The 25,458-nt window shown below is 75.6% G+C and carries 17 protein-coding genes and 1 pseudogene; 14 read left to right on the top strand and 4 right to left on the bottom strand.

Translation table 11 applies throughout. The annotated features are described in order from the left end of the window. The first annotated feature begins 332 nt into the window (after positions 1 to 332). The 4 genes from pcaDC to ACF053_RS04365 all read left to right on the top strand — a co-directional run bounded on the left by pcaDC (position 333) and on the right by ACF053_RS04365 (position 3,712). Positions 333 to 1,634 (top strand): bifunctional 3-oxoadipate enol-lactonase/4-carboxymuconolactone decarboxylase PcaDC, encoded by a 1,302-nt coding sequence (pcaDC, locus tag ACF053_RS04380; RefSeq protein ID WP_391952415.1) that lies wholly within the window; start codon positions 333 to 335, stop codon positions 1,632 to 1,634. A 42-nt stretch (positions 1,635 to 1,676) separates the two neighbouring features. Beyond that, positions 1,677 to 2,309: an MBL fold metallo-hydrolase gene (locus tag ACF053_RS04375; RefSeq protein ID WP_391952414.1), complete on the top strand. Its 633-nt coding sequence runs from the start codon at positions 1,677 to 1,679 to the stop codon at positions 2,307 to 2,309. A 37-nt stretch (positions 2,310 to 2,346) separates the two neighbouring features. After that, the gene (locus ACF053_RS04370) at positions 2,347 to 3,126 is read left to right on the top strand and encodes an exodeoxyribonuclease III (RefSeq protein WP_058940197.1); all 780 of its coding nucleotides are present in this window, start codon (positions 2,347 to 2,349) and stop codon (positions 3,124 to 3,126) included. 142 nt (positions 3,127 to 3,268) lie between these two features. Beyond that, a complete protein-coding gene (locus tag ACF053_RS04365; protein ID WP_391952413.1) occupies positions 3,269 to 3,712 on the top strand; it encodes a DUF6278 family protein in 444 nt (147 codons plus the stop codon). Between the two features lie 360 nt (positions 3,713 to 4,072). Here ACF053_RS04365 and ACF053_RS04360 read toward each other — a convergent pair whose 3' ends face one another. The 3 genes and pseudogenes from ACF053_RS04360 to ACF053_RS04350 all read right to left on the bottom strand — a co-directional run. Further along, entirely contained in the window at positions 4,073 to 5,680 is a 1,608-nt protein-coding gene (locus ACF053_RS04360) for an alpha/beta fold hydrolase (protein ID WP_391952412.1), read from the bottom strand. A 138-nt stretch (positions 5,681 to 5,818) separates the two neighbouring features. Then, entirely contained in the window at positions 5,819 to 7,012 is a 1,194-nt protein-coding gene (locus tag ACF053_RS04355; RefSeq protein ID WP_391952411.1) for a L,D-transpeptidase, read from the bottom strand. A gap of 370 nt (positions 7,013 to 7,382) precedes the next feature. Continuing rightward, a pseudogene (locus ACF053_RS04350) lies at positions 7,383 to 8,096 on the bottom strand (hypothetical protein); the annotation flags it as partial. Positions 8,097 to 8,177: 81 nt separating this feature from the next. Here ACF053_RS04350 and ggt point away from each other — a divergent pair. The 7 genes from ggt (at position 8,178) to ACF053_RS04315 (ending at position 16,931) form a co-directional block, all read left to right on the top strand. Further along, complete coding sequence (ggt, locus tag ACF053_RS04345; protein WP_391952410.1) at positions 8,178 to 9,998, top strand: gamma-glutamyltransferase; 1,821 nt, start codon at positions 8,178 to 8,180, stop codon at positions 9,996 to 9,998. A 359-nt stretch (positions 9,999 to 10,357) separates the two neighbouring features. After that, positions 10,358 to 11,200, top strand: a complete 843-nt coding sequence (locus ACF053_RS04340; protein WP_391952409.1) for a nitrilase-related carbon-nitrogen hydrolase — start codon at positions 10,358 to 10,360, stop codon at positions 11,198 to 11,200. Next, positions 11,197 to 12,498: an aspartate aminotransferase family protein gene (locus ACF053_RS04335; protein WP_391952408.1), complete on the top strand. Its 1,302-nt coding sequence runs from the start codon at positions 11,197 to 11,199 to the stop codon at positions 12,496 to 12,498. The genes ACF053_RS04340 and ACF053_RS04335 overlap by 4 nt, the downstream gene beginning before the upstream one ends. Positions 12,499 to 12,532: 34 nt before the next feature. Continuing rightward, a complete protein-coding gene (hydA, locus tag ACF053_RS04330; protein WP_391952407.1) occupies positions 12,533 to 13,936 on the top strand; it encodes a dihydropyrimidinase in 1,404 nt (467 codons plus the stop codon). 11 nt (positions 13,937 to 13,947) lie between these two features. Continuing rightward, positions 13,948 to 14,949 (top strand): TIGR03842 family LLM class F420-dependent oxidoreductase, encoded by a 1,002-nt coding sequence (locus ACF053_RS04325; protein ID WP_391952406.1) that lies wholly within the window; start codon positions 13,948 to 13,950, stop codon positions 14,947 to 14,949. A 133-nt stretch (positions 14,950 to 15,082) separates the two neighbouring features. Continuing rightward, positions 15,083 to 15,274 (top strand): hypothetical protein, encoded by a 192-nt coding sequence (locus ACF053_RS04320; RefSeq protein WP_391952405.1) that lies wholly within the window; start codon positions 15,083 to 15,085, stop codon positions 15,272 to 15,274. Between the two features lie 232 nt (positions 15,275 to 15,506). After that, a complete protein-coding gene (locus ACF053_RS04315) occupies positions 15,507 to 16,931 on the top strand; it encodes an amidase (protein ID WP_391952404.1) in 1,425 nt (474 codons plus the stop codon). Between the two features lie 85 nt (positions 16,932 to 17,016). Here the strand turns inward: ACF053_RS04315 and ACF053_RS04310 are convergent, their stop codons facing one another. Further along, positions 17,017 to 21,642, bottom strand: a complete 4,626-nt coding sequence (locus tag ACF053_RS04310; RefSeq protein ID WP_391952403.1) for a hypothetical protein — start codon at positions 21,640 to 21,642, stop codon at positions 17,017 to 17,019. 574 nt (positions 21,643 to 22,216) lie between these two features. On the opposite strand from ACF053_RS04310, the gene ACF053_RS04305 reads away from it, so the two are divergent. The 3 genes from ACF053_RS04305 to ACF053_RS04295 all read left to right on the top strand — a co-directional run bounded on the left by ACF053_RS04305 (position 22,217) and on the right by ACF053_RS04295 (position 25,387). Continuing rightward, a complete protein-coding gene (locus tag ACF053_RS04305; RefSeq protein WP_391952402.1) occupies positions 22,217 to 23,050 on the top strand; it encodes an inositol monophosphatase family protein in 834 nt (277 codons plus the stop codon). A 299-nt stretch (positions 23,051 to 23,349) separates the two neighbouring features. Beyond that, positions 23,350 to 24,771: a phytoene desaturase family protein gene (locus tag ACF053_RS04300; RefSeq protein WP_391952401.1), complete on the top strand. Its 1,422-nt coding sequence runs from the start codon at positions 23,350 to 23,352 to the stop codon at positions 24,769 to 24,771. Between the two features lie 106 nt (positions 24,772 to 24,877). Next, positions 24,878 to 25,387 carry an O-acetyl-ADP-ribose deacetylase gene (locus ACF053_RS04295; RefSeq protein ID WP_391952400.1) on the top strand — a complete coding sequence of 170 codons (510 nt, stop codon included), beginning with the start codon at positions 24,878 to 24,880 and terminating at the stop codon, positions 25,385 to 25,387. Positions 25,388 to 25,458: the final 71 nt, after the last annotated feature.

The following is a 25,458-nucleotide window of genomic DNA, read 5'->3' as shown; positions in this document are numbered from 1 at the left end:
CCCGCGCACCTCCCCTCGACCGGACCGGCGCGCGAGCGCCGCCGGCGTCGGCGGCCCGGGGGGGGGTGGGGGGACCGCGCAGTACGGCCGGGAGGGCGATGCGGCGGGGTCCGCTTGTACGATGCCCGCGACGTGCTGGACGTGCCCCGTGGGCAGCCCGGTTCCGGTTCGCGTCCCGCCGGCGGGCGGGGCGCACCGACGTCAGGACGACCGGGAAGTGGTACGCCGGGACGGGCTCGCGGACCGGCGCCCGGCAGCCGGGATGCGGGGCGGGCCGGCGGGAGCCGGGGCCCGTCGGTGGGGGAGAGCGTGGGATGTGGGAGCGTGAGCCGGTGAGTGAGACGACTGCGCGACGCCTGCAATACCGCTCGGACGGGCCGGAAGACGCCCCTGTCCTGGTCCTCGGGCCCTCCCTCGGGACCACCTGGCACATGTGGGACCGGCAGACGCCCGAGCTCACCGCGCGCTGGTGCGTCGTCCGGTTCGACCTGCCGGGGCACGGGGGCGCCCCCGCCGAACCCGTCTCCTCCGTGGGTGAGCTCGCCGACCGGCTGCTCGCCACCCTCGACGACCTCGGCGTCGCGCGCTTCGGGTACGCCGGGTCCGACCTCGGCGCCGCCGTGGGCGCGGACCTCGCCCTGCGCGCCCCGCAGCGCCTCGCCTCCCTCGCCCTCGTCGCCGCCTCGCCCCGCTTCGCGACCGCCGACGAGTACCGGCAGCGCGGGGTCGTCGTCCGAGCCAACGGGCTGGAGCCGATGGCGCGCCTCGCCCCCGGCCAGTGGTTCACCCAGACCTTCGCCGCCGCCCAGCCCGCCATCGTCGACTGGGCCGTGCAGATGGTCCGCACCACCCACGCCGGCTGCTACATCGCCGCGTGCGAGGCGCTCGCCGCCTTCGACGTGCGGGCCGACCTCGGCAGGATCGGCGTCCCGACGCTCGTCCTCGTCGGCGCCGACGACCGGGTGACCGGACCGGCCGAGGCGCGCACCCTCGTCGCGGGCATCCCCGACGCCCGGCTCGCGGTCGTCCCCGGCGCCGCCCACCTCGCCCCCGTCGAACAGCCGGCCGCCGTCACCGACCTGCTCGTACGGCACTTCTCCAGCGCCTGGCACGACACCCTCGCCGCCGTCCCCGTACCGCCCCAGGCCACCGCCGCCTCCACGCCCGCCCCCGCCGCAGCCCCCGGAGCCGTCCCCGCAGCGCAGCCCGTCGCCGCGCCGGCCGCCGCCCCGGAGCAGCCGCCCGCCCACCGCCCCGACCCGTACGACGAGGGCCTGCGGGTCCGCCGCGAGGTGCTCGGCGACGCCCACGTGGACCGCGCCCTCGCCGCCGCCGACGACTTCACCGGCGACTTCCAGGAGCTGGTGACCCGCTACGCCTGGGGCGAGGTGTGGACCCGCGACGGCCTCGACCGCCGCACCCGCAGCTGCGTCACCCTCACCGCCCTCGCCGCCCGCGGCCACCTCGACGAACTGGCCTTCCACACCCGAGCCGCCCTGCGCAACGGGCTGACCCCCGCCGAGATCCGCGAGGTGCTCCTGCAGACCGCCGTGTACTGCGGCGTCCCCGCGGCCAACTCAGCCTTCCGGGTGGCCGCCCGGGTCATCGCGGAGGAGACCACCCTCGAACCCTGACCTCCCGCCCACGGGAGCCCGGGACCGGGGCAGGATGGGCCCATGAAGCTGACGAAGAAAGCCCACGCCTGCGTACGGCTGGAGAAGGACGGACGGACCCTCGTCATCGACCCGGGCGGGTTCAGCGAGGAGGACGCGGCGCTCGGCGCCGACGCGATCCTCGTCACCCACGAACACGCCGACCACTTCGACGAGGGACGGCTGCGCGCCGGCCTGGAGGCCAACCCGGCCGCCGAGATCTGGACGCTCCGCAGCGTCGCCGAACAGCTGGCCGCCGCCTTCCCCGGCCGGGTCCACACCGTCGGCCACGGGGACACCTTCACCGCCGCCGGCTTCGAGGTGGAGGTGCACGGCGAACTCCACGCCGTCATCCACCCGGACATCCCGCGCGTCACCAACGTCGGTTACCTCGTCGACGGGTCCGTCTTCCACCCCGGCGACGCGCTGACCGTTCCCGAGCGGCCCGTGGACACGCTGTTCCTGCCGGTCATGGCACCGTGGAACAAGATCAGCGAGGTGATCGACTACGTCCGGGAGGTGAAGCCGCGGCGGGCGATCGACGTCCACGACGCGCTGCTCACGCCGCTCGCCCGGCCGATCTACGACCGGCAGATCGGCGCCCTCGGCGGGACCGACCACCGGCGGCTGACGGCCGGGGCGTACACCGAGCTGTGAGGGCCGGCTGTCGGACCCCGCCGTTAGGCTGTCCGACATGCGTATCGCCACGTGGAACGTCAACTCGATCACCGCTCGGCTGCCGCGTCTGCTGGCCTGGCTGGAGAGCAGCGGCACGGACGTGCTGTGCGTCCAGGAGACCAAGTGCACCGCCGAGCAGTTCCCCGCCGCGGAGCTGCGGGAGCTGGGCTACGAGTCGGCGGTGAACGCCACCGGCCGGTGGAACGGCGTGGCCGTGGTCTCCCGGGTCGGCCTCGACGACGTCGTGCGCGGCCTGCCCGGGGGGCCCGAGTACGAGGGCGTGCAGGAGCCGCGGGCGATCTCCGCGACCTGCGGCCCCGTGCGGGTCTGGTCGGTGTACGTGCCGAACGGCCGCGAGGTCGCCCACGACCACTACGCGTACAAGCTGCGCTGGCTGGAGGCGCTGAAGGGCGCCGTCGCCGAGGACGCGGCGGGCCCCCGGCCCTTCGCCGTCCTCGGTGACTTCAACATCGCCCCGACCGACGACGACGTCTTCGACCGCTCCCTCTTCGAGGGGTCGACCCACGTCACCGAGCCCGAGCGCGCCGCCCTGGAGGGGCTGCGCGGGGCGGGCCTGGCCGACGTCGTCCCGCGCCCCCTGAAGTACGACCACCCGTACACGTACTGGGACTACCGCCAGCTCTGCTTCCCGAAGAACCGCGGCATGCGGATCGACCTGGTCTACGGGAACGAGCCGTTCGCCTCGGCGGTCGGCGACAGCTACGTGGACCGCGAGGAGCGCAAGGGCAAGGGCGCGTCCGACCACGCCCCGGTGGTCGTGGACCTGAAGCTCTGAAGGAGAGCGCCTGCGCGGGGCCCCGCCGCCCGGAGGCGCGCGTGGGCACGGGGGCCGACATGGCCCGGGAGGGGTGTTTCCCCGGGGCCGTCCGGCGCGTGCCCAGTGGTGCGCCGGGCGCGCGGAGTGCGACGCTGGCGGTATGAACATCCCCTTCCTGGACTCCTGGCGCAGACGGCGCGGCGGCGAGCGGACCACGGTGCTCGTCTCCGCCTTCGACCGCGACCCGGAGGGCGCCGCCGGTCTGCTCGCCGAGTGCGCGCTGCTGCGCGCCCGGGCCCAGGAGGCGGGTGTCCTCCTCGACGACACGCCCCGCTCGCTGGAGGCGCTCGACCAACTGCCGCCGCGCTGGCGGGAGGACCCCGAGGAGCTGCCGTGGGTGGGCAACGACGCCGGGCTCTACCTGGGCACGGTCATCGTGCGCACGGTGCCGGGCGCCGTGTGGGACGTGCTCCCCGGCGGGCGGGCCGTCGTCCGGCTCGCCTCCGGGCGGGAGATCGACGTCGTCGGGGCGGGACTCGACTGGGCGATCACCGGCTCCCCGCAGCTCTCCCAGACGTACGGCGAGGCCGCCGAGGGGAGGTAGGGCGACGGGTGTTCCGCCCGTATCGTCCCGCTTCATCATCCAATACCGCTAATGCACGATATCCGTGTCGGGCGGTGAAGTGCCTTGTTCCGCTGGATAGTTTGCGCTGACCTCGACACCTGGGAATGGGGCAGGCAGCGCATGGCCGACGGGCGCACCGTGGAGTACCGCACCCCCGTGGAAGTCCGTCCCCCCGGGGCGGGCCGCCGGGCGCGGGGCGTCCCCTGCCCGACTCCCGCCCGCTGAGCGGGCCCGGGGCCCCGGCCGCGCGCGCCCGGGCGCCGACCGGACGGACGCCGCCGCCCCTCCCGCGGAGGGGAGGGGCGGCGCGGGCCGAGCCCGCCCGGCAGCGGCCGGTGATCACTCCTCGCGCAGCGGGACCGACACGTACGAGGGGTCGGACGGCGGCGAGGAGAAGGTCAGCCGCGCGCCGGACGGGTTGTGCTCGATGTAGAGGGGGTCGACGGTGTCGACGACCAGGGCGAGCCGGTGTCCGGCGGGGACGTCGTACGAGGTCGAGAAGAGCTCCAGGTCCACCGCGAACGGCCGGCCCGGCGTTTTGTCGTGGAAGGTGAAGGGGGCGTTGCTGACCAGCTTCCCGAGGCCGAGCGGGCCCACGTCGTACAGGTAGGCGACGAGGGTGCCGCTGGAGGCGGTGCTGGTGACCGTCGTGTGCAGCTTCGCCGTCCCCCGGACCCGCTGCGCGGAGCCGTACCGCTCGGACTGCCAGACGGCGGCGTAGGAGCGGGGCAGCAGGGGGATCGAGGCGGTGGGCGGGAGCTTGAGGAACTGGTCGAGCAGGTTGGACAGCATCAGGACGCCGCCGTTGGCGCCGGAGTCGACGTTCGCGCGCACCCCCTGGGTGTCGCCGAGCGGGATCCTGCGCTCGTCCGCGCCGACCGACGTCCAGTTCGCGTAGCCCTCGTAGCCGCCGCCCGTCCGCGACTTGAGCTGGACGGGCTGCTCGCGGTCGATGCCGTTGTCGACGCCCTTGAGGTGGTGGTCGAACCAGCGGTGGGCGTTGGTCCAGGTGTCGTTGGGCAGGCCGAGCAGGCCCGTCGCCTCGGCGGTGGCGTGGTCGCCGGGGCGCAGCTCCAGACGCTTGGGACCGGTGAGCTTCTCGTAGAAGGACGCGTACTGGTTGGGCGGGAAGATCGTGTCGCCCCAGGCGTTGCCGAGCATGACGGCGGTGCCGTTGGCGTTGATCCGGTCCACCTGGAACGCGGGCGAGCGCTTGGCGCCCCACGCGATCATCTCGTCCTCCTGGTCGAGGTTCGAGGCGAGGAAGTCCTTGAGGACCTGCTGGAGTTCGGGGCTCGGGCGGCCCGTGAGCAGGCCGGTGCCGCCGAGCATCGCGGCGGCCTGGAGGTGCTGGGTGCGGCCGCTGTAGATGGAGTCGATGAGATCGGCCCAGCCGCTCATCGCGACGACGGCCTTGACGCGCTCGTCGTTCGCGGCGGCGAGGAGGCTGATGCCGGCGCCGTAGCTCACGCCGGCCATGCCGACGCGCTCGGGGTCGGCGGGGGTGTGGGCCAGCGCCCAGTCGATGACCTTGGAGGCGTCGGCGACGTCCGGCGGGCCGGCGACCTCGATGTTCCCGCCGGACTGCCAGAAGCCGCGGGAGTTGTAACTGACCACGACGTAACCGGCGTCGGCGAGCTTCCGCGCCTGCGCGAGGTACTCGATCTGCGGCATGGACCAACTGGTGGGCAGGACGACCAGCGGGTGGCGGCGGGTCGCGTCGGCACCCGCCGGGGTGACGACGTTGGCCTTGAGGACGGTGCCCCCGTCGCCGACGATGTCGACGAAACGGACCCCGGCCGCGGCGGTGGAGGTGGCGGCGGGGGCGGCGGCGTCGGCGGTCCCGGCCGACGCCGCCGGGGCCAGCCCGAAGGCCGCCCCGGTCGCCAGGACGGCCGCGGCCGTACCGGCGGCCGCGGCCCGCTTGACTGAGCGCACGTGTCCCACGGGTCACTCCTCACTCGCGTGTCACGCGTGGTTGAAAGTGAACCGAAGGTATCCGTCTGGGCTTACCCGGGGTAACTCCCCGGTAAGTTACGTGACGGTAACAATTGGCGGCGGGGTGGCGGCCGGCTGCCCGCCCGATCAGCGCAGCGCGCTCTTCGCCTGCCACTCGCTCCAGGAGAGGTTCCACTCGCCGTAGCCGTTGTTGAGGGCCTGCGTCCCCTTGGCGTCGTCGCCCTCGATCTCGAACGGGTCGCCGACCTGCACCTGCTCGTACACCCACCGGGCGTTGCCGTCGGTCATGCCGATGCAGCCGGAGCTGCGGTTGGCGCTGCCCATGTACCTGGCGTTCCACGGCGCGGCGTGCGCGTACATGCCCGACCAGGTGAGCCGCATCGAGTAGTCGACCATCTTGTCGTAGGCGTCGCCGAGGCCCACGGTCTCGGAGCGCATGTTGATGGTGCCCTCCTTCGACATCAGGACGGTCCTGCCCCGCCACGACGCCTTCTCGCCGCCCGGCGTGCCGGCCGACATCGGGACGTCCCTTTCGACCCGGCCGTCGCGCACCAGCTTCAGGCGGTGTCCGTCCAGGTCGACCTTGACGACCTGGTTGCGGCCGATGGTGAAGTTCGTGCTGTAGTCCCGGACGAACCAGCCGCCGTCGGCCCCGGAGTCCACGCCGTTGAGGCGGGCGTCGAGGGTGACCTTGGTGCCGGACTTCCAGTACTCCTTCGGCCGCCAGTCGACCCGGTCCTTGCCGGACCAGTCCTGCATCCAGCCCCACGAGCCCTCGGTGCCGTTCGAGGTGGTGACCTTGAGGGCCTTCTCCACCGCCGCCTTGTCCTTGACCGGGTGGTCGAAGACGATCGACAGCGGCTGGGCTATGCCGACCGTGGTGTTCTTCCCCGGGGCGAGGGTGAGCTTGTTGACCTTCTCCGGGGCGGCGGTGGCGAAGTCGGCCTTGGCGCTGCCGCCGTTCGCGTCGCGCGCCTCGACGGTGTAGCCGGTGCCGGGGGCCGCGTTGCGGACCGACGTCCAGGACCTGCCGTCGGTGGACACCTTGCCCTCCAGCGTGGCGCCCTTCGAGTCGGTCACGGTGACCTGGGCGAGCTTGCCGTCGGCGAGGGTGACCCGGACCGGGCTGCCGGGCTTCGCCTGCTTGCCCGTCAGGTTCACCGAGATGCGCGTCTCCGGCTTGGCCTTGCCGTCCCCGCCGGCGCCGCCGGTCGAGGAGCCGCTGCCGCCGCCCGAGCACGCGGTCAGGGCCGCGGTCAGAACCGCGGTACCGGCGAGGGCGGTGGTGCGGAGCGTGGTGCGGGCTCGTGTGCGGCTCAACGGGAAAACCTCCGATGCGTTCGTCGTCCCTGGGTGAGAGGGCGAACGACCGGTTCGGGTTGCGGGGCGACCGCGTATTTCCGGAGCGCCGGGTGTGACGAGCCCGACACCGCGCGCCGCCGGGGCGCGCCGGAGCGCGTGCGCGTACCGGACGTGCCACGACGCGGTCATCACTTGGTGACGATGTGCCCGGCCCCCCGGGGCCGCCCGCCGCTCAGGGGCCGCCCGCCTCTCAGGGGGTGTCGGCCGTCCGGTCGGTGGCACGGTCCGGGCCCGGCTCCTCGCCCCCGGCCGCCGCCGCACCCGCCGTCGTCCCCGCCGCCGGGGCGTCAGCCGGGGTGTCCGCCGCATCGGCGGGCGCGGCCGGGTCGGGATCGGGGGCGGGTGCCGGGTCCAGGGCCGCCGTCGTCACGTCGGCCACCAGTTCGACCACGTCGGGGCCGTACGCCTGCGAGTTGACCACCTTCAGCAGCAGGACGAACGGGCGGCGCCCGTGCTCGCGCGCCAGCTGCTCGTGGTGGCGGACCAGGTAGCGGGTGGCCGCCTGGTTCGTTATGGCCCGCTGCCCGCAGAAGAGGAACACCGGGTGCCGGCCCTCCCCGGCGGTGAGCCGCGCGAGGACGACGTACTCGCTGAGGCCCAGCTCCGCCCGGTACTCCCGCGTGCCGAACCGGTAGACGTCCGGCTTCTTCCCCGGACCCTCCACGAGCCGCATGCCCGGCAGGAGCGTGCGCAGGTGCGCGGCCATGCGCCGGTTGGAGGTCGGGCCGCCGAGGCAGAACTCCGTGCGGTCCCCGAACCCCTGCACCGCCTGGTCGTGGCGGACGATGCGGGCGTGCGCGTCGCAGTCCCGGATCAGCGCGGACAGCTCCAGCAGCGCGAACACGTCGTTGCGGTGGACGCCGTCCCCGCCGGCCTCGCGGTTCACCACGAGCAGGCACTCCGCGTTGCCCGGCAGCCCGAAGAAGCCCTGCTTGCGGCGGAGCCGGCGCCGGGTGAGCGCCGTGCGGGCCAGCCATCCGAGTGACGCGCTGAGCCCACTGGCGGCCACGCCGAGCACGATGTTCCACAGGTCGTCGTCCATGGGCGCGCATGCTAGCGGTCCTGGTACCGCGGGCGGTGTGAAGTTACGCTGCGCGGACGGCCGTTGACTGGAGGAGCCCGCATGCGTCGGTCCACCGTACGGAACGTCTCCCTCGCCGCCGTCGCCGCGACGGTGCTCGCCGTCGGCGGGGCGGCACCGCCGACGGGGGCGGCCGTCGCGGCGCCGCCACCGGCGCCGGTGAAGGAGGCGGTCGCCGCCGGCTACGGGGGCGCCGTGTCCAGCGTGGACGCCGACGCGTCCGCCGCCGGGATCGAGGTCCTGCGCCGCGGCGGCAACGCCGTGGACGCCGCCGTCGCGACCGCCGCCGCCCTCGGCGTCACCGAGCCCTACTCTGCGGGCATCGGCGGCGGCGGGTACTTCGTGTACTACGACGCCCGCACCCGTGCCGTCCACACCGTCGACGGGCGCGAGACCGCCCCCCGCTCGGCCGACGCCTCCCTCTTCCTGGAGGACGGCGAGCCGATCCCCTTCGCGGAGGGCATGACCAGCGGCCTGGGCGTCGGTACCCCCGGCACCCCCGCGACCTGGGACACCGTCCTGGACACCTGGGGCAGCAAGCCGCTGGGGGAGCTGCTGCGCCCCGCCGTACGGCTGGCCCGGGACGGCTTCGTCGTGGACGGCACGTTCCGCGCCCAGACGCGGGACAACGAGGAGCGCTTCCGGGACTTCCCGGCGAGCGCGGAGCTGTTCCTGCCGGGCGGGGCCCTTCCCGCCGTCGGCTCCACCCTGCGCAACCCCGACCTCGCCCGCACGTACGAGGAGCTGGGCCGCCACGGCGGCGCGGCGCTCTACCGGGGCGGTCTGGCCCGCGACATCGTCCGCACCGTCCGCACCCCGCCCGTGCGCGCCGGCGCGACGCGGACCGTCCGGCCCGGCGACCTGACGGTCCGTGACCTCGCGGCGTACGAGACGCTGCGGCGCCGCCCCACGAAGACCGAGTACCGCGGCCTCGACGTGTACGGGATGGCGCCCTCGTCGTCGGGCGGCACCACGGTCGCGGAGGCGCTCAACATCCTGGAGCGCGGGAACCTCGCGGGCGCGTCCCCGCAGACGTACCTGCACCGCCTGATCGAGGCGAGCCGGATCGCGTTCGCGGACCGCGGCCGGTGGGTGGGTGACCCGGCGTTCGAGGACGTGCCGGTCGAGGGGCTCCTGTCGCAGCGGTTCGCCGACGCGCGTGCCTGCCTGGTCCGTGACGACCGGGCCCTGACCAGCCCGCTCGCCCCGGGCGACCCGCGCGACCCCCGGCCGTGCGCGGCGGGCGGGACGGCGGCGCCCACGACGTACGAGGGGGAGAACACCACGCACCTGACGGCCGCCGACCGGTGGGGCAACGTCGTCGCGTACACGCTCACCATCGAGTCGACCGGCGGCAGCGGCATCACCGTGCCGGGCCGCGGCTTCCTCCTCAACAACGAGCTGACGGACTTCTCCTTCGCCCCGGCGAACCCGGCGGTCCACGACCCCAACCTCCCGGGGCCCGGCAAGCGGCCGCGCTCCTCCATGTCCCCGACGATCGTCCTGGACCGCCACGACCGGCCGGTCCTGGCCCTCGGCTCCCCCGGCGGCGCCACCATCATCACCACCGTCCTGCAGACCCTGACGGGCGTCGTCGACCGCCGGCTGCCGCTCGTCGACGCGATCGCCGCCCCGCGCGCCAGCCAGCGCAACCAGCCCGTCACCGACCTCGAACCCGCCCTGTACCGCAGTGCGCTGCGGGCCCGCCTCGCCGCCCTGGGCCACGCCTTCCGCGAGAACCCCGAGATCGGCGCGGCCACCGGCGTCCAGCGCCTTCCCGACGGCCGCTGGCTGGCGGCCGCCGAGCGCACCCGGCGCGGCGGCGGGGCGGCGATGGTGGTGCGCCCGGCGGGGCGCCCGTAAGACCCCGCCCGCGCCCCGGCCGCGTACGGCTGCCGAACCGCGTACGGCGCCGCGCGGCGCCCCGGGCCCGCGTGGCGCACCCGGGCCCGCGTGGTGGGCCGCGCCTCCGGGCCCGCGCGGCGGTCCCCCCTCCGGATCGGGATCCGGCGTGCGGACCGCCGCGCGGAACACCGTCCGGCCTCGTCCGGAAACGCGTCCGTTGTGGACCACTTGGGTGTGAAACGTGATCGACTCCGGCTGTTGACGGCGGTGGTCTTGCTCCGCGATGTGACGAGGCTTACGTTCTCCTCCTACGTCTCCTCCTACGTACCGCTCTACGTGCGTAGAGGCTCATCGACGCCGTGCCGAAGGAGCAGCCCATGTCCCACACCGTGCGCGCCGCGCTCGTCCAGGCCTCCTGGACCGGCGACACCGAATCGATGATCGCCAAACACGAGGAGCACGCCCGCGAGGCCGCCCGCCAGGGGGCGCGGGTGATCGGCTTCCAGGAGGTGTTCAACGCCCCGTACTTCTGCCAGGTGCAGGACGTCGACCACTACGGCTGGGCCGAGCCCGTACCCGACGGCCCCACCGTCAGCCGCATGCGCGAGCTCGCCCGCGAGACCGGCATGGTCGTGGTCGCCCCGGTCTTCGAGGTCGAGGGCCCCGGCCTCTACTACAACACCGCCGCCGTCATCGACGCCGACGGCACGTACCTCGGCAAGTACCGCAAGCACCACATCCCGCAGCTCAAGGGGTTCTACGAGAAGTTCTACTTCCGCCCCGGCAACCTCGGCTGGCCCGTCTTCGACACGGCGGTCGGCCGCGTCGGCGTCTACATCTGCTACGACCGCCACTTCCCCGAAGGGTGGCGGCAACTCGGCTTGAACGGAGCGCAGTTGGTGTACAACCCGTCGGCCACGCACCGCAGCCTCTCCTCCCACCTGTGGCAGCTGGAGCAGCCCGCGGCAGCCGTCGCCAACGAGTACTTCGTCGCCGCGATCAACCGCGTCGGCCGGGAGCACTACGGGGACAACGACTTCTACGGCACCAGCTACTTCGTCGACCCGCGCGGCCGCCTCGTCGGCGAGGCCGGCTCCGACAAGGAGGACGAACTCCTCGTGCGGGACCTCGACTTCGACCTCATCGAGGCCGTGCGCCAGCAGTGGGCGTTCTACCGCGACCGCCGGCCCGACGCGTACGAGGGGCTGGTGCGGCCGTGAACCACTCCCACGCGCACCGACAGCTCCACGACCGCCACCGGGCCGTCCTGCCCGACTGGCTGTCCCTCTACTACGACGACCCCATCGAGATCACCCACGGCGAGGGCCGCCACGTCTGGGACGCCGAGGGCAACCGCTACCTCGACTTCTTCGGCGGGATCCTCACCACCATGACCGCCCACGCCCTCCCCGAGGTCACCAAGGCCGTCGCCGAGCAGGCCGGGCGGATCATCCACTCGTCCACGCTCTACCTCAACCGCCCGATGGTGGAGCTCGCCGAGCGCGTCGCCGCCCTCTCCGGCATCCCCGACGCCCGCGTCTTCTTCACGACCTCCGGCACCGAGGCGAACGACACCGCGCTCCTCCTCGCCACCGCGTACCGCCGCACCAACCAGATCCTGGCGATGCGCAACAGCTACCACGGCCGCTCCTTCTCCACCGTCTCCGTCACCGGCAACCGTGCCTGGGCCACCACCGGCCTCTCCCCGCTGCGCACGCTGTACGTGCACGGCGCCGTCCGCGGCCGCGGCCCCTTCGCCCACCTGTCCGACGCGGACTTCACCGCCGCCTGCGTCGCCGACCTGGAGGACCTGATCGGGCACACCGGCGACGTCGCCGCGCTCATCGCCGAACCCATCCAGGGCGTCGGCGGCTTCACCTCGCCCCCGGACGGGCTGTACGCCGCGTTCCGCCAGGTGCTGCGGCGCCACGGCATCCTCTGGATCAGCGACGAGGTGCAGACCGGGTGGGGCCGCACCGGCGAGCACTTCTGGGGCTGGCAGGCCCACGCCGCCGCCGGCCCGCCGGACGTCCTCACCTTCGCCAAGGGCATCGGCAACGGCATGTCCGTCGGCGGGGTCGTGGCCCGGGCCGAGGTGATGAACTGCCTGAGCGCCAACTCGATCTCCACCTTCGGCGGCTCGCCGGTCACCATGGCCGCGGGCCTCGCCAACCTCACCTACCTCCTCGAACACGACCTCCAGGGCAACGCCCGGCGCGTCGGCGGCCTCCTCGCCGAGCGGCTGCGCGCCATCGCCGCGGGAGTCGACCGGGTACGGGAGGTGCGCGGCCGGGGGCTGATGATCGGCGTCGAACTGGCCGACCCGCACACCGGCGCCGCCGACCCGGGGGCCGCCGCGGCCGTCCTGGAGGCCGCCCGGGAGCGCGGGCTGCTCATCGGCAAGGGCGGCGGCCACGACACCAGCGTCCTGCGCGTCGCGCCGCCGCTGTCGCTCACCGTCGCCGAGGCCGAGGAGGGCGCCGCCCTGCTCGAGCAGGCCCTCCACACCATCCGGTAAGCCACCCACCCGCACGCAAGGGGGCCGCCAGGCCATGAGCACCCGCACCCTCGTCCGGGGCGGCCTCGTCATCACCGCCGCCGAGGAGACCCACGCCGACGTCCTCGTCGAGGACGGCCGCGTCGCCGCGCTCGCCGCCCACGGCAGCGGCGTCGCCGACTCCTGGACCGCCGACCGCACCATCGACGCCACCGGCCGGTACGTCATCCCCGGAGGGGTCGACGCCCACACCCACATGGAGCTGCCCTTCGGCGGCACCTTCGCCTCCGACGACTTCGAGACCGGCACGCGCGCCGCCGCCTGGGGCGGCACCACCACCATCGTCGACTTCGCCGTGCAGTCCGTCGGCCACACCCTGCGCGAGGGGCTCGACGCCTGGCACGCCAAGGCCGACGGCAAGTGCGCCGTCGACTACGCCTTCCACATGATCCTCTCCGACGTCGACGAGCACGCGCTCAAGGAGATGGACCTGCTGGTCGAGGAGGGCGTCACCTCCTTCAAGCTCTTCATGGCCTACCCCGGGGTCTTCTACAGCGACGACGGCCGCATCCTGCGCGCCATGCAGCGCTCCGCCCTCAACGGCGGACTGATCATGATGCACGCGGAGAACGGCATCGCCATCGACGTCCTCGTCGAGCAGGCCCTCGCCCGCGGCGAGACCGACCCGCGCCACCACGGGGAGGTCCGCAAGGCCCTCCTGGAGGCCGAGGCCACCCACCGCGCCATCCAGCTCGCCCGCGTCGCCGGCGCGCCCCTGTACGTCGTGCACGTCTCGGCGGAGGAGGCCGTCGCCGAACTGGCCGCCGCGCGCGACCGGGGCCTGCCCGTCTTCGGCGAGACGTGCCCCCAGTACCTGTTCCTCTCCACGGACAATCTCGCCGAGCCCGACTTCGAGGGCGCCAAGTACGTGTGCAGCACCCCGCTCAGGCCCCGCGAGCACCAGGCGGCCCTCTGGCGCGGACTGCGCACCGACGACCTCCAGGTCGTCTCCACCGACCACTGCCCGTTCTGCTTCAAGGGCCAGAAGGAGCTCGGCCGCGGCGACTTCTCCCGCATCCCCAACGGCCTGCCCGGCGTCGAGAACCGCATGGACCTCCTGCACCAGGCCGTCGTCGACGGGCACATCAGCCGCCGCCGCTGGATCGAGATCGCCTGCGCCGCCCCGGCCCGCATGTTCGGCCTGTACCCGAAGAAGGGCACCATCGCCCCGGGCGCCGACGCCGACATCGTCGTCTACGACCCCGCGACGACCCAGACGATCTCCGCCCGGACCCACCACATGAACGTCGACTACTCCGCGTACGAGGGCCGCACCGTCACCGGCCGGGTGGAGACCGTCCTGTCGCGCGGCGCGGTCGTCATCGACCGCCGCACCTACACCGGCCGCGCCGGGCACGGCGTCTACACCCCGCGCGCCACCTGCCAGTACCTGACCTGAGGAGGCCCCGTATGGACTTCGGACTCGTCCTGCAGACCGACCCGCCCGCCTCCGAGGTCGTCGGGCTCATGCGGCGCGCCGAGCGCAACGGCTTCCGCTACGGCTGGACCTTCGACTCCGCCGTGCTCTGGCAGGAGCCCTTCGTCATCCACAGCCGCATCCTCGAACACACCACCAAGCTGCGCGTCGGCCCCATGGTCACCAACCCCGGGACGCGGGCCTGGGAGGTCACCGCCTCGACGTTCGCCACGCTCAACGACATGTACGGCAACCGCACCGTCTGCGGCATCGGGCGCGGGGACTCCGCGATGCGGGTCGCCGGGCGGCAGCCGAACACCCTCGCCCGGCTCGGCGAGGCCATCGACGTCATCCGGGACCTCGCCGAGGGCCGCGAGGCGCTCGTCGACGGCAAGCCCGTCCGCATCCCCTGGATCAGGGACGGCCGGCTGCCGGTGTGGATGGCGGCGTACGGGCCCAAGGCCCTCGCGCTCGCCGGACGGAAGGCGGACGGGTTCATCCTCCAGCTCGCCGACCCGTTCCTCACGGAGTGGATGGTCAGGGCGGTGCGGAAGTCCGCGGAGGACGCCGGCCGCGACCCCGCCGCCATCAGCGTCTGCGTCGCCGCGCCCGCGTACGTGGGGGACGACCTGGCGCACGCGCGCGAGCAGTGCCGCTGGTTCGGCGGCATGGTCGGCAACCACGTCGCCGACCTGGTCGGCCGGTACGGCGAGCACTCGGACCTGGTGCCGGAGGCGCTCACCGCGTACATCAAGGGACGGCAGGGGTACGACTACAGCCACCACGGCCGGGCGGGCAACCCCTCCACCTCCTTCGTCCCCGACGGGATCGTCGACCGCTTCTGCCTCCTCGGCCCCGTCTCCGCCCACGTCGAGAAGCTGCGGGCCCTGCGCGCTCTGGGCGTCGACCAGTTCGCGCTGTACGCCATGCACGACGCGAAGGAGGCCACGATCGACGCGTACGGCGCCGAGGTCATCCCGGCACTGGCCGACTGACGGCCGACGGCGGGAGAGGTCCGGCGGCGGTGTGGCGGCGGCCGGACTTTGTGCGTGTTTCGCGCGGAGCTGCGCGGCTACCCGTGTGATCGACACCCACCGTGGACAACACACCTGGGAAGGAGCAGCGGCGATGCCGAATCCGCAACAGCCCGAACTGCGGCGCAACGACAAGGGAGCCGGCACCCCGGAGGACAGCCAGGCCCGCAAGGCCGCCGAGCCCACAGGAGGCGGTGGCCGCGCCCACGGCACGGACCGCGGGAAGAAGGGCGGCGGGAAGGGTGGCGGCACGCCTCCCGAGCAGCAGCCCGACCACCCGGCCTGAACCCGCCCGCACCCGGCTCACCCGGACGGCGGACGACGTACGCGACGCCACCCTGATCCCCGGGGCCCGCGCCCCCGGCGCTCGTCGGGGAGCCGTCTCCCGCCCGTCCATCGGCCGCGCGGTGAACGCCCGCGCGGCAGCGAGGTCCGCGGGGCCGATTCGGTCACCGAATCGCCGGGAGCCGCGCCCGGGACCCTGACACGGAGGTTACGCGTCAGTAGGCTCCGGCGGTATGACCCCTCACGCGGCGGTGACGGACCTCGGGCTCGTGGAGCAGGCACGGCTGGTGCGGGAGGGCGGGGCCACCTCCGCCGCCCTCGTGCGGGCCGCGCTCGACCGGATCGAGGCGACCCGCGACACCCTCAACGCCTTCCGCTGCGTCCGCGCCGACGCGGCCCTCGCCGAGGCGGCGGACGCCGACCGGCGCCTGGCGGCGGGGGAGCGGCTGCCGCTCCTCGGCGTGCCCGTGGCCGTCAAGGACGACACCGACGTGGCCGGGCTGCCGACCCGCTTCGGCTGCGCGGGAGACGTCCCGCCGGCCGCCTCCGACGGCGAGGCCGTGCGCCGACTGCGCGCCGCGGGCGCGATCGTCGTCGGCAAGACCAACTCCTGCGAACTGGGCCAGTGGCCTTTCACCGAGGGCCCCGCCTTCGGCGCCACCCGCAACCCCTGGAACGCCGGGCACACGCCCGGTGGCTCGTCCGGGGGGGCCGCGGCGGCCGTCGCCGCCGGGCTGGTGCCGGCCGCCCTCGGCTCGGACGGCGCAGGGTCGATCCGCATCCCCGCCGCCTGGACCCACCTCGTCGGCATCAAACCGCAGCGCGGCCGGGTCTCCGTCCACCCGTACGACGACTGCTTCGAGGGCCTCACCGTCAACGGCCCCCTCGCCCGCACCGTCGCCGACGCCGCCCTCCTGCTCGACGCCGTCGCCGGGGCGCACCCCCGGGAGGGCTTCCGGCTGCCGGCCGTCGACGCGTCGGCCGCCGCCCGCCGCGACCCGGGCCGCCTGCGCGTCGCCCTCGCCTGGCGGCCGCCCTTCACCGGCACCCGCGCCCCCCTGCACCCGGGCGTGCGCCGCGCGGTGACCGCGCTCGCCGAGACCCTCGCCCGGCTCGGCCACACCGTGGAGGAGGCCCGCCCCGACTACGGCCTCGTCGGGCTCGGCTTCCTGCCCCGCGCCACCGCCGGGATAGCGGCCTACGCCGACCGCCACCCCGATCCCGCGCTCCTCGACCCGCGCACCCGCGGTGCCACCCGCACGGGCCACCGGCTCGGCGGCCGGCTCCTGCGCGCCGCACGCGCCCGCGAAGCGCGCCAGCACCGCAGGATCGGCGCGCTGTTCACCGCGTACGACGTGGTCCTCACGCCCACCACGGCCGTCCCGCCCCCACGGATCGGTGCCTTCGACGGTCTGCCGGGGTGGCGCACCGACCTCGCCATCGCGGCGGCCTGCCCCTACGCCTGGCCGTGGAACGTCCTCGGCTGGCCCGCCGTCAACGTCCCCGCCGGCTTCACCGCCGACGGCCTGCCCGTCGGTGCCCAACTGCTCGGCCCCGGCGGCGCCGAGGAACGGCTCGTCTCCCTCGCCGCCCAACTGGAGGACGACCTGCGCTGGTACGAGCTCCGCCCGCCGGGCGCACCGGCCCCCGCTGCCTGATCCGACGACAGCGGGGGTAGGGGTGCCCCTCCCGTGCCCGGAGGGCAGGGGAGGGTACTGGCGGGCGGGACTCTCCGGACGGGCCCTACGAGCGCGCCGCCCACGCCCGGGCGAACAGCTCGTGCGGGGGCGCCACGGGCAGCAGCCGCAGCCACGGCACCGACAGCCGCGGGGAGACCGAGGCCCCGTACGAGACGAGCTTCGCGGTCTCCAACGGCAGTTCGGGGGCCCTCAGCTCGGTCCACGGCCCCGGGAGGAACGCGGTGCGCCCCGCCCGCGCCCGCCGGCCGGTCTCCACCGCGCCCGCGGCCGCCAGCTCCTCCTGGGCCGCCCGGTGCCGGGCGGGCGTCCAGTCGTTCCAGCGGCGGACGTTGCGGTCGGTGGGCCGCGCCAGCGTCAGGAGCTGGAGGTACAGCGCCGCCGCGTCCGCTCCGACACCGAGGTCCGCGGCGGCGGTCGCCACCAGCCCGGGCACGCTCAGCGCGGGGTTCAGCTCGTACCCGCCGGGCGGAACCGGCGTCGCGGCCGCCCGCGCCACCATGCGGGCGACGCCGCCGTCGCGGACCTCCCGCATCCATCCGACCCGCTCCACCACCCACGTCAGGCCCAGCCCGTCGCAGCGCCGCAGCGCGTGCTCCACCCGCTCGGGGTCGCCCAGCGCGGCCGTCCGCAGGAACGCGTCGCCACCGGGGGCGGCGACCACGAACACCCCGTCGTCGTACACGCCGGTCGTCGCGACGGCGTCGTCGAGCAGCGGCTGCGCGCAGGGCAGGACGGCGCCCGCGTAGGCGGGGACGGCCGGGTCGGCGGCCATCGCCTCCGCGAACCGGCGCCACCCGTGGAGGGGAACCAGCGTGCGCGGGTCGTCCAGCAGCCGCCGCAGCCGCCCGTGGAGCGCTCTCGCCCCCGCCACGGCCGGATCGCCCACCGGCCGCTCGCACAGCGCCCACACCACCAGCGCGACGAGCCGTTCGTCCGGCAACCGCGAGGTGGTCAGCCACGTCCCCGGCGTGCCGTCGGCGGTCGCCTCGTGCACCTGGAGGCCGCCCCTCCGGCCGGACGCGAGGACGCACCCGGCACCGGAGAAGCCGGCCACCCCCTCCGGCAGCTCGCCCGTCGCCAGGCCACGCGACCACTCCGCGCCGAGGCCCAGGCCCTCCTCCAGCGCCTCCGAGAGCTCCTCGTCGACGTACTCCGTCGTCCCCAGCAGTCGGCCCCACACCTCCGCCATGCGCCCGGCGGCGGCCGCCATGCCGCCGTCGGCCCACAGCTCGGCCGGGTCCTCGGGGACGCCCGCCGCGAGCACCGCGAGACGCCCGCGCTGCCCGAGCCGGTGCCACAGCGACACGTACGCGTCGATGACGGCCTTCGTGGCCCGGTACGGCTTCCCCCGCAGCACGCGGAGGTCGTCGTCGTGCCGCTCGCGGCGCGGCAGCCCCCCGAGCACGAGCGCCGCCACCGTGCGCCGCACCCCGGTCCGCCACGCGAAGACGTCGACGGCCCCCGGCGGCACGGCCGGCGGGCCGTACCGGTCAAGCAGCTCCAGCAGTCTCGGCAGGCGCCCGGCGTCGTCCCCCTCGACGGTGAACGTCACGGTCTCCGCGGCCCCCGACGGCGCGGGCTCGTCCTCCCGCTGGAGGAACCGCGCGGTACCGCCGCGCTCCGCGCCCGAGGCCGGCACCCCGCCCGCGGCGCGGCACGCGGCCACCGCCTCCGTCGGCGCCCGACCGGTACGCCACCGGCCGCCGCGCTCCGCGAACGGCTGCCCGCTCCACACCCGCAGCAGCGCCGCGAGCGCCCGCCGCTCCGCCTCCGGCGTGGTGCCGGCCACCGCCCGCCAGGCCACGGCGTCGATCCGGCCCGCCAGCGCGGCCCACTCCACGGGCTCCGCCGGCAGGGCCAGGCGCCGCGTCTCGTCGTCGATCTCCCCGCGCAGGTGGCGGCCGTCGGCCGCCACCGCCGTCAGCGTCGCGGGCTGCGGGCGGGCCACGTGCGCCTCGAACGGCCGCAGCGCGGGCAGCAGCCCGTACAGCGCGGGCGCCAGCACCGTGTCCGGTACCGCCTCCGGCAGCTCCACCACCGGTCCGGACCGCATGACGCCCACCCGCCGCGACAGCTCCTCCCGCCGCCGCAGCACGTCGGCGGCGAGCAGCGCGGCGCGCACCGCGCCCGCCACGACGCGGGGCTCCGTCACCTCGGGCAGCACCCGCGCCACTTCCGCCCGTACGTCCTCCGCGGCACCCTCACCGGAACGGCCGCGGGCCGCGTGGAGGAGGGCGCGCACGGCCTCGTCACCGACCGCGCGCAGCGCCTTGGAGGACGTCTCGTCCCGGGGCGTGAGGAAGTGCCAGAAGGCCGGCGGGGGCAGCGGGCCGACGGCGTGCCCGGACGGCTTGCGCCAGCGGTTCCGCGCGCCGGCGGGGAAGCCGTGCGCCTCCCACAGCAGCGAGCCGTCCTCCACGGCGTACACCCGCACGTCGTCCGGCTGCACCAGGACCGCGTCCTCGCCGCCCGCCGGCATCCGCAGGACGCCCCACGGGTGGCGGCCCGGCTGCCGGGCGCGGAACCGGGCGCGGCGCCCGTCGACGCCCTCCAGCAGGAAGTCGGTCGGCGACGGTCCCGCGTACGCCGTGCGGTGCAGCACCCGGCAGCCCACCAGCCGCCCGTCCTGCCCCAGCGGCGAGGCGGGCGCACCCTCCGGCAGGGCCGCCAGGGTGAGCGCGTCCGTGTGGAGCGCGTGGTCCGGCGGGACGTCGCCGGTGCGGTGGAACGCGGGCAGGTCCCGCTTCCCGCCGCGCTCCCCGGTGACCGGGTCGACGCGCTCCCAGTCGTCCCCGTACACCCGGGCACTCCAGAACCGGGTGCCGTCGCTCATCTGCAGCTCACGGCAGTCGACGCCCTCCCGGCCGCCCGGCCGCAGCACCCGGCTGCCGTCGTGCCGGCCGCCGCCGTCCGGGGTGGCGAACTGGAAGCCGAACGCCCCGTCGATGATCCCGTCGAACGGCCGCAGACCACCGCGGCGCTCCGGCGTGAACACGTCCTGCGGCCGGTCGGCCCAGAAGGCCCGCGTGCCGTACGAGCCGCGCTCCTCGTCCGTCCAGCTGACCAGGAAGGATCCGCCCACGAAGTGCACGACGTGCAGCGTCGCCCCCTCCGGGACCCGGAACGCGCACGCGCCGCGCCGCCCCCCGTGGTCCACCGCGACGGCCCGGTCCGAGCCGTACACGGTGAGCACCGGCCACGTGCTCGTCACGCCGCGCACCCCGCCGGGCCCGAACTCCGCCACGGCCTCCTCCAGCGCGGGCCACCCCAGCTCCTCGGGGAGCCCCGCGCGCAGCGCCCGCCCCAGCGGCCCCACCAGGTCCACGGCCGCGAGCGCCTCCTCGACGCCCTCCAGCGCCGTGGCCGTGGGCCGGTCCAGCAGCGCGGCCAGTTCGTCCACCGCCTCGTCGGCGGCGGCGACGCCTCCGCCGCGCGCCTCCGCCAGCAGCGCCTCGACGCGCGCGTGCACCTCGGCGGCGATGCCCGCGTTCTCCGGCAGGCGCGTGATCGCCGTGCCGCCACCGCGCAGCCCGGCGTGGACCGTCCCCTCCAGGCGCGGCCCGAAGACCGGGTCCGCGGCGAGCGCCCGCAGGTCGCGCCGCGACCGGTCGCCCCAGAACTCCAGCCGGACCGCGTCGCCCGGGTCCTCCACGGCGATCCCCTCGGCCAGGCAGGCGTCCAGCAGGTCGGCGTCCAGCCCCGGGTACCGGTAGCGGTCCTCGTGGATCCGTACCGGCGTCCCGGCCGCGCGCAGCAGCGGCGCGAACCGCGCCACCAGCGCGAACAGCTCCTGCGGCATGGGATGCCGGAACACGCCGCCGCCCCGCCGCCCGTGCCCGTACATGCGCGTGTACCGGCCCAGCCAGGCCGCGACGCCACCCTCCGGCACCACCCGCCCGGCCGCCACGGCGTCGGCGGCGCCGGACCGCAGGAGCAACCGCAGCCAGGCCGACGCGTCGCCCCGCGACTCGGGGAACAGGTCGACCAGCGGCGCGTACGCCGCGTCCTCCAGGGGGTGCGCGGCCAGCAACCCCGCGACCGCGTCCAGCAGCACGTCCGGCACGGCCCGGCCGCGCGCCGCGCCCACGATCCGCGCCAGGACACGGGCGTCCTCCGCCGTGTCGAGGCCGGCCGCGCGCGCTGACGCGCGCACGCGCCGCGCCAGGTCGGCCGGGAGCTCGCCGGGGGAGGCCGCCCACGCCGTGAGGACCCGCAGGTACTCCTCGTGCGCGCCGGCCGGGTTCAGCGTCCGCGCCAGCCACCGCTGGTGCTCGCTCAGCTCCTTGGCGGGCAGCGCGCCCCGGGCCGCGAGCAGCAGGACGTTCCCCGTCCGCCACGCGGGGTCCACCGGCAGGGTGTGCTCCTGTTCCGCCTTGCGCGCCAGGGCGTACGCCCGGCCCGCGTAGCGGTCGCTGGTGCCGCACAGCCGGTGCGCCACCGTGTCCCAGAACCAGGGGAGGTGCGCCGGTGGCAGCCGCCGCGCCCGGGCCTCCATCGCCTCCAGGAACCGCCCGGGCTTCTCCCGCGCCCGGTTGAGACCGGCCCACACGTCCTCCAGCAGGGCGACCGCCGCCGGCTCCGCGGCCGGATCGTGCGCGCGCACCCAGTCGGTGTAGGCGTGGGACCTGTGCAGTTCCGTGGGGAGCGGGAGGGCGACGTTCGTGACCATGGCGGTGATCCTGGCAGCCACCACCGACAACCCCGGTACCCGGGCCGGGGATCCGCGTCCCCGGCCCCCGCGTCCCGGTCCCTGTCTCCGTCCCCGGTCCTTTGTGTCCCGGCCTGCTGTCCGGCCCGACCCGGCCCGGCTCGCTGTCCGGCAGGAACCCTTGCCGCCGCGCGGCCGCGCGGCGGCAAGGGATCGGCGGCCGTGCCGATGGCCGTCCTCCCACGGGGGAGTCCCCGCCGGGCTCCCGGGCCGCCGCGCCGGCCGCGACGAGGACGGGATCCGCTGTCCGTCACCGGGCGGCCCGTCCGGCCGGTGTCTCGGGGGACGGTCGGTCCCGAAGGTCCTGAAGGTCCGGTGACTCCCGTGCCTCCCCTGGGTGCGGTGGGTCCTGGGTGCGGTGGAACCCGGGTTCGCCGGGACCGGTGGGTCCCGCGGGACCGGTGGGTCCGGGCCGGGGCCCGGTGGGCCGTGGGCGAACCCCGGGGGAACGCGGGGTGACGCCGGGAGCCGTCCCCGCCCCCGCGCGTCACGTCGCCGAGGCCGGCGTGTCGGCGGGCCGTGGTGTGATGGACGCATGATCGACGACGACCTGCTGGACGACACCGCGTTCCTGTCCGCCGCCGGTGAAGCGGTCCTCGCGGCCGCGGCCGAGGAAGTGACGCCCCGTTGGCGGCGGCTCGCCGCGCACGAGGTGGACGAGAAGGCCGGCCCGCACGACCTCGTGACGGTCGCGGACCGGGCCGCCGAGGCGCGGCTGACCGAGACCCTCACGGCCTTGCTGCCCGGTTCCGTCGTGGTCGGCGAGGAAGGCGTGCACGCCGATCCGCGCCGGTACGACGCGGTGCGCGGCGACGCCCCGGTGTGGATCGTCGACCCGGTCGACGGCACCCGCCAGTTCGTCCAGGGCGATCCCGGCTTCTGCACGCTCGTCGCCCTCGCCCGGCACGGACGGCTGCTGGCGTCCTGGACGCACGCGCCGGCGCTCGGCGAGACGGCCGTGGCCGTACGCGGTCGCGGCGCCCGGCTGAACGGCGCGGAGCTGCGGGCCGGTTCGCCCACGCCCGGGGCGGCCCTGCGCGTCGCCACGGCCCACCCCGACTACGCCACGCCCGCGCAGGAACGGGCCCTCGCCGGCCTCCGGGTGGAGGGCGTCGATCCCCGCCCGTGCGGCTCGGCGGGCCTCGCGTACCTGTCGGTGGCGCGCGGCGACCGCGACGCCGTCGCGTTCACGTGGGAGTACGCCTGGGACCACGCGGCGGGGCTGCTGCTCGTCGAGGAGGCGGGCGGGGCCCACGTCACCGTCGACGGAGTCCCCTTCCGCGTCACCGGCGGCAACACCCTGCCGTTCACGGCCGCCCGCGACGAGGCGACGGCGACACGGATCAGGTCCCTCCTGCGCCCGCAGTGAAGCACGGCCGGCGGTGCGCGGTCGTCCACGGTGACGGGCCGGTCGCGCCCCGGCCGGCCGCGCCCCGCCGGCCGCGCCCCGCCGGCCGCGCCCCGGCCGGCGGGGCGACGCCCGAGGCACCGCGTTTCCGGACCCCTGGCACCGCGTCCCTCGTACCCGAGGCACCGCCGACCGCCCTCGCCGAGCGCGGGCCCCGACCGCGCCCGCAGCGGCCTCGACCGCCGGCCCCCCGGGCCGGCTTGTGCGGCCCGCGGCCTATCCTGGCGGTTCTGGCCGTCGGCAGACGAAGGAGTGCGAACGTGCCGTCGATGCTCGATGCCGTCGTCGTGGGGGCGGGCCCCAACGGGCTGACCGCCGCCGCCGAACTCGCCCGTCGCGGCTTCTCCGTAGCCGTGTTCGAGGCGAAGGACACCATCGGCGGGGGAGCGCGCACCCAGGAGCTGACCCTGCCCGGGTTCCGCCACGACCCCTGCTCGGCGGTCCACCCGCTGGGCATCGGCTCGCCCGCCTTCCGCGCCATGCCGCTGGACCGCTACGGCCTGGAGTGGCTCCACGCGCCGCTCCCCATGGCGCACCCCTTCGACGACGGCACGGCCGCCGTGCTGTCGCGGTCCGTCGCGGAGACCGCCGCGTCGTTCGGGCCGCGCGACGCCGGTGCCTACCGGCGCCTGGTCGCGCCGTTCGCCGGCCGGTGGGACACGCTCGCCCGGGACTTCATGTCCCTGCCGCTGACCGCCCTGCCCCGCGACCCGGTCACCCTCGCCCGGTTCGGCCTCGCCGGCCTGCCCCCCTCGACGTGGCTGATGCGCCGCTTCCGCGACGACCGGGCCCGCGCCCTCTTCGCCGGCCTCGTCGCGCACGTCATCGCGCCCCTCGACGGCCTGGCCACCGGGGCGATCGGCCTCGTCTTCGCCCTCGCCGCGCACGCCAACGGCTGGCCGCTGCCGCGCGGCGGCTCCCAGGCCGTCTCCGACGCCCTCGCCGGCCTCCTCCGGGACCACGGCGGCGCCATCCACACGGAGTACGAGGTCAAGCGGCTCGACGACCTGCCGCCGGCCCGCGCCTACGTCTTCGACACGTCCCCCACGGCCCTCGCCCGCATCGCCGGACTGGGCGGCTACTACGACGGCTACCGCTACGGCGCCTCCGTCTTCAAGATCGACTACGCGCTGGACGGACCCGTCCCCTGGACCGCCGAGGAGCCCCGCCGCGCCGGTACCGTCCAGATCGGACCCGGCAGCCGCGACATCGCGACCGCCCTGCGGGGGGTCTCGCGCGGCACGCCCCCCGAGGTGCCCTTCCTGATCACCGCCCAGCCGAGTGTGGCCGACCCGGGCCGCGCCCCCGCCGGCAAGCACGTGTTCTGGGCGTACGGCCACGTCCCCAACGGCTGGCGGGGCGACCTCACGGACGCGATCGAGCGGCAGATCGAACGCTTCGCACCGGGCTTCCGTGACCTCGTCCTCGCCCGCGCCGCCGCCGGCCCGCCGCAACTGGCCGCGCACAACGCCAACTACGTCGGCGGTGACATCGCCTGCGGCGCCGCCAGCGGCCTGCAACTGCTGCTGCGCCCGCGCCTGACGCCGTTCCCCTACAGCACCCCGCACCCCGCGGTGTTCCTGTGCTCCTCCGCCACCCCGCCGGGCCCCGGCGTCCACGGCATGTCCGGCCACAACGCGGCCAAGGCGGTCTGGCGACACCTGCGGCGCACCGCCCGCTGAGGGACAGGACAGGACAGGACAGGTACAGGACAGGACAGGACAGGACAGGTACAGGTACAGGTACGGGGACGGGGACGGGCGGGGGCACGGGTGACAGGATGCGGCCATGACCGAACCGTCCCTCGTCCTCGGTGACATCACCCGTCAGCGGGTCGACGCCGTCGTCAACGCCGCCAACTCCTCGCTGCTGGGCGGCGGAGGCGTCGACGGCGCGATCCACCGGGAGGGAGGCCCGGAGATCCTCGCCGAGTGCCGCCGGCTGCGTGCCTCCCACTACGGCCGGGGCCTCGCCACCGGCCAGGCGGTCGCCACCACGGCCGGGCGGCTCCCCGCCCGCTGGGTGATCCACACCGTGGGGCCCGTGTTCTCCGCCGAGGAGGACCGTTCCCCCCTTCTGGCCTCCTGCTACCGGGAGTCGCTGCGCGTCGCGGACGAACTGGGCGCCCGCACGGTGGCGTTCCCCGCCATCTCGACGGGCGTCTACCGCTGGCCGATGGACGACGCGGCCCGCATCGCCGTGGCGGCGGTGCGGGCCGCGAGGACCGCCGTCGAGGAGGTCGTCCTCGTCCTCCACGACGAAGCGGCGTACGAGGCGTTCGCCGCGCGGATGCGCTGACCTCGCCTCCCGTCTCGGCCGCGCCTCCGGCCACCCGGCGTGCCCGGTGGGCGGCGTGGCCGGCGTGCGGG

It is taken from the genome of Streptomyces kanasensis (assembly GCF_043077165.1).
Classification (GTDB): Bacteria; Actinomycetota; Actinomycetes; order Streptomycetales; family Streptomycetaceae; genus Streptomyces; species Streptomyces changanensis.
Note: the sequence above shows the minus strand (reverse complement) of the source record. Positions and strands in the feature narration are given on the sequence as shown.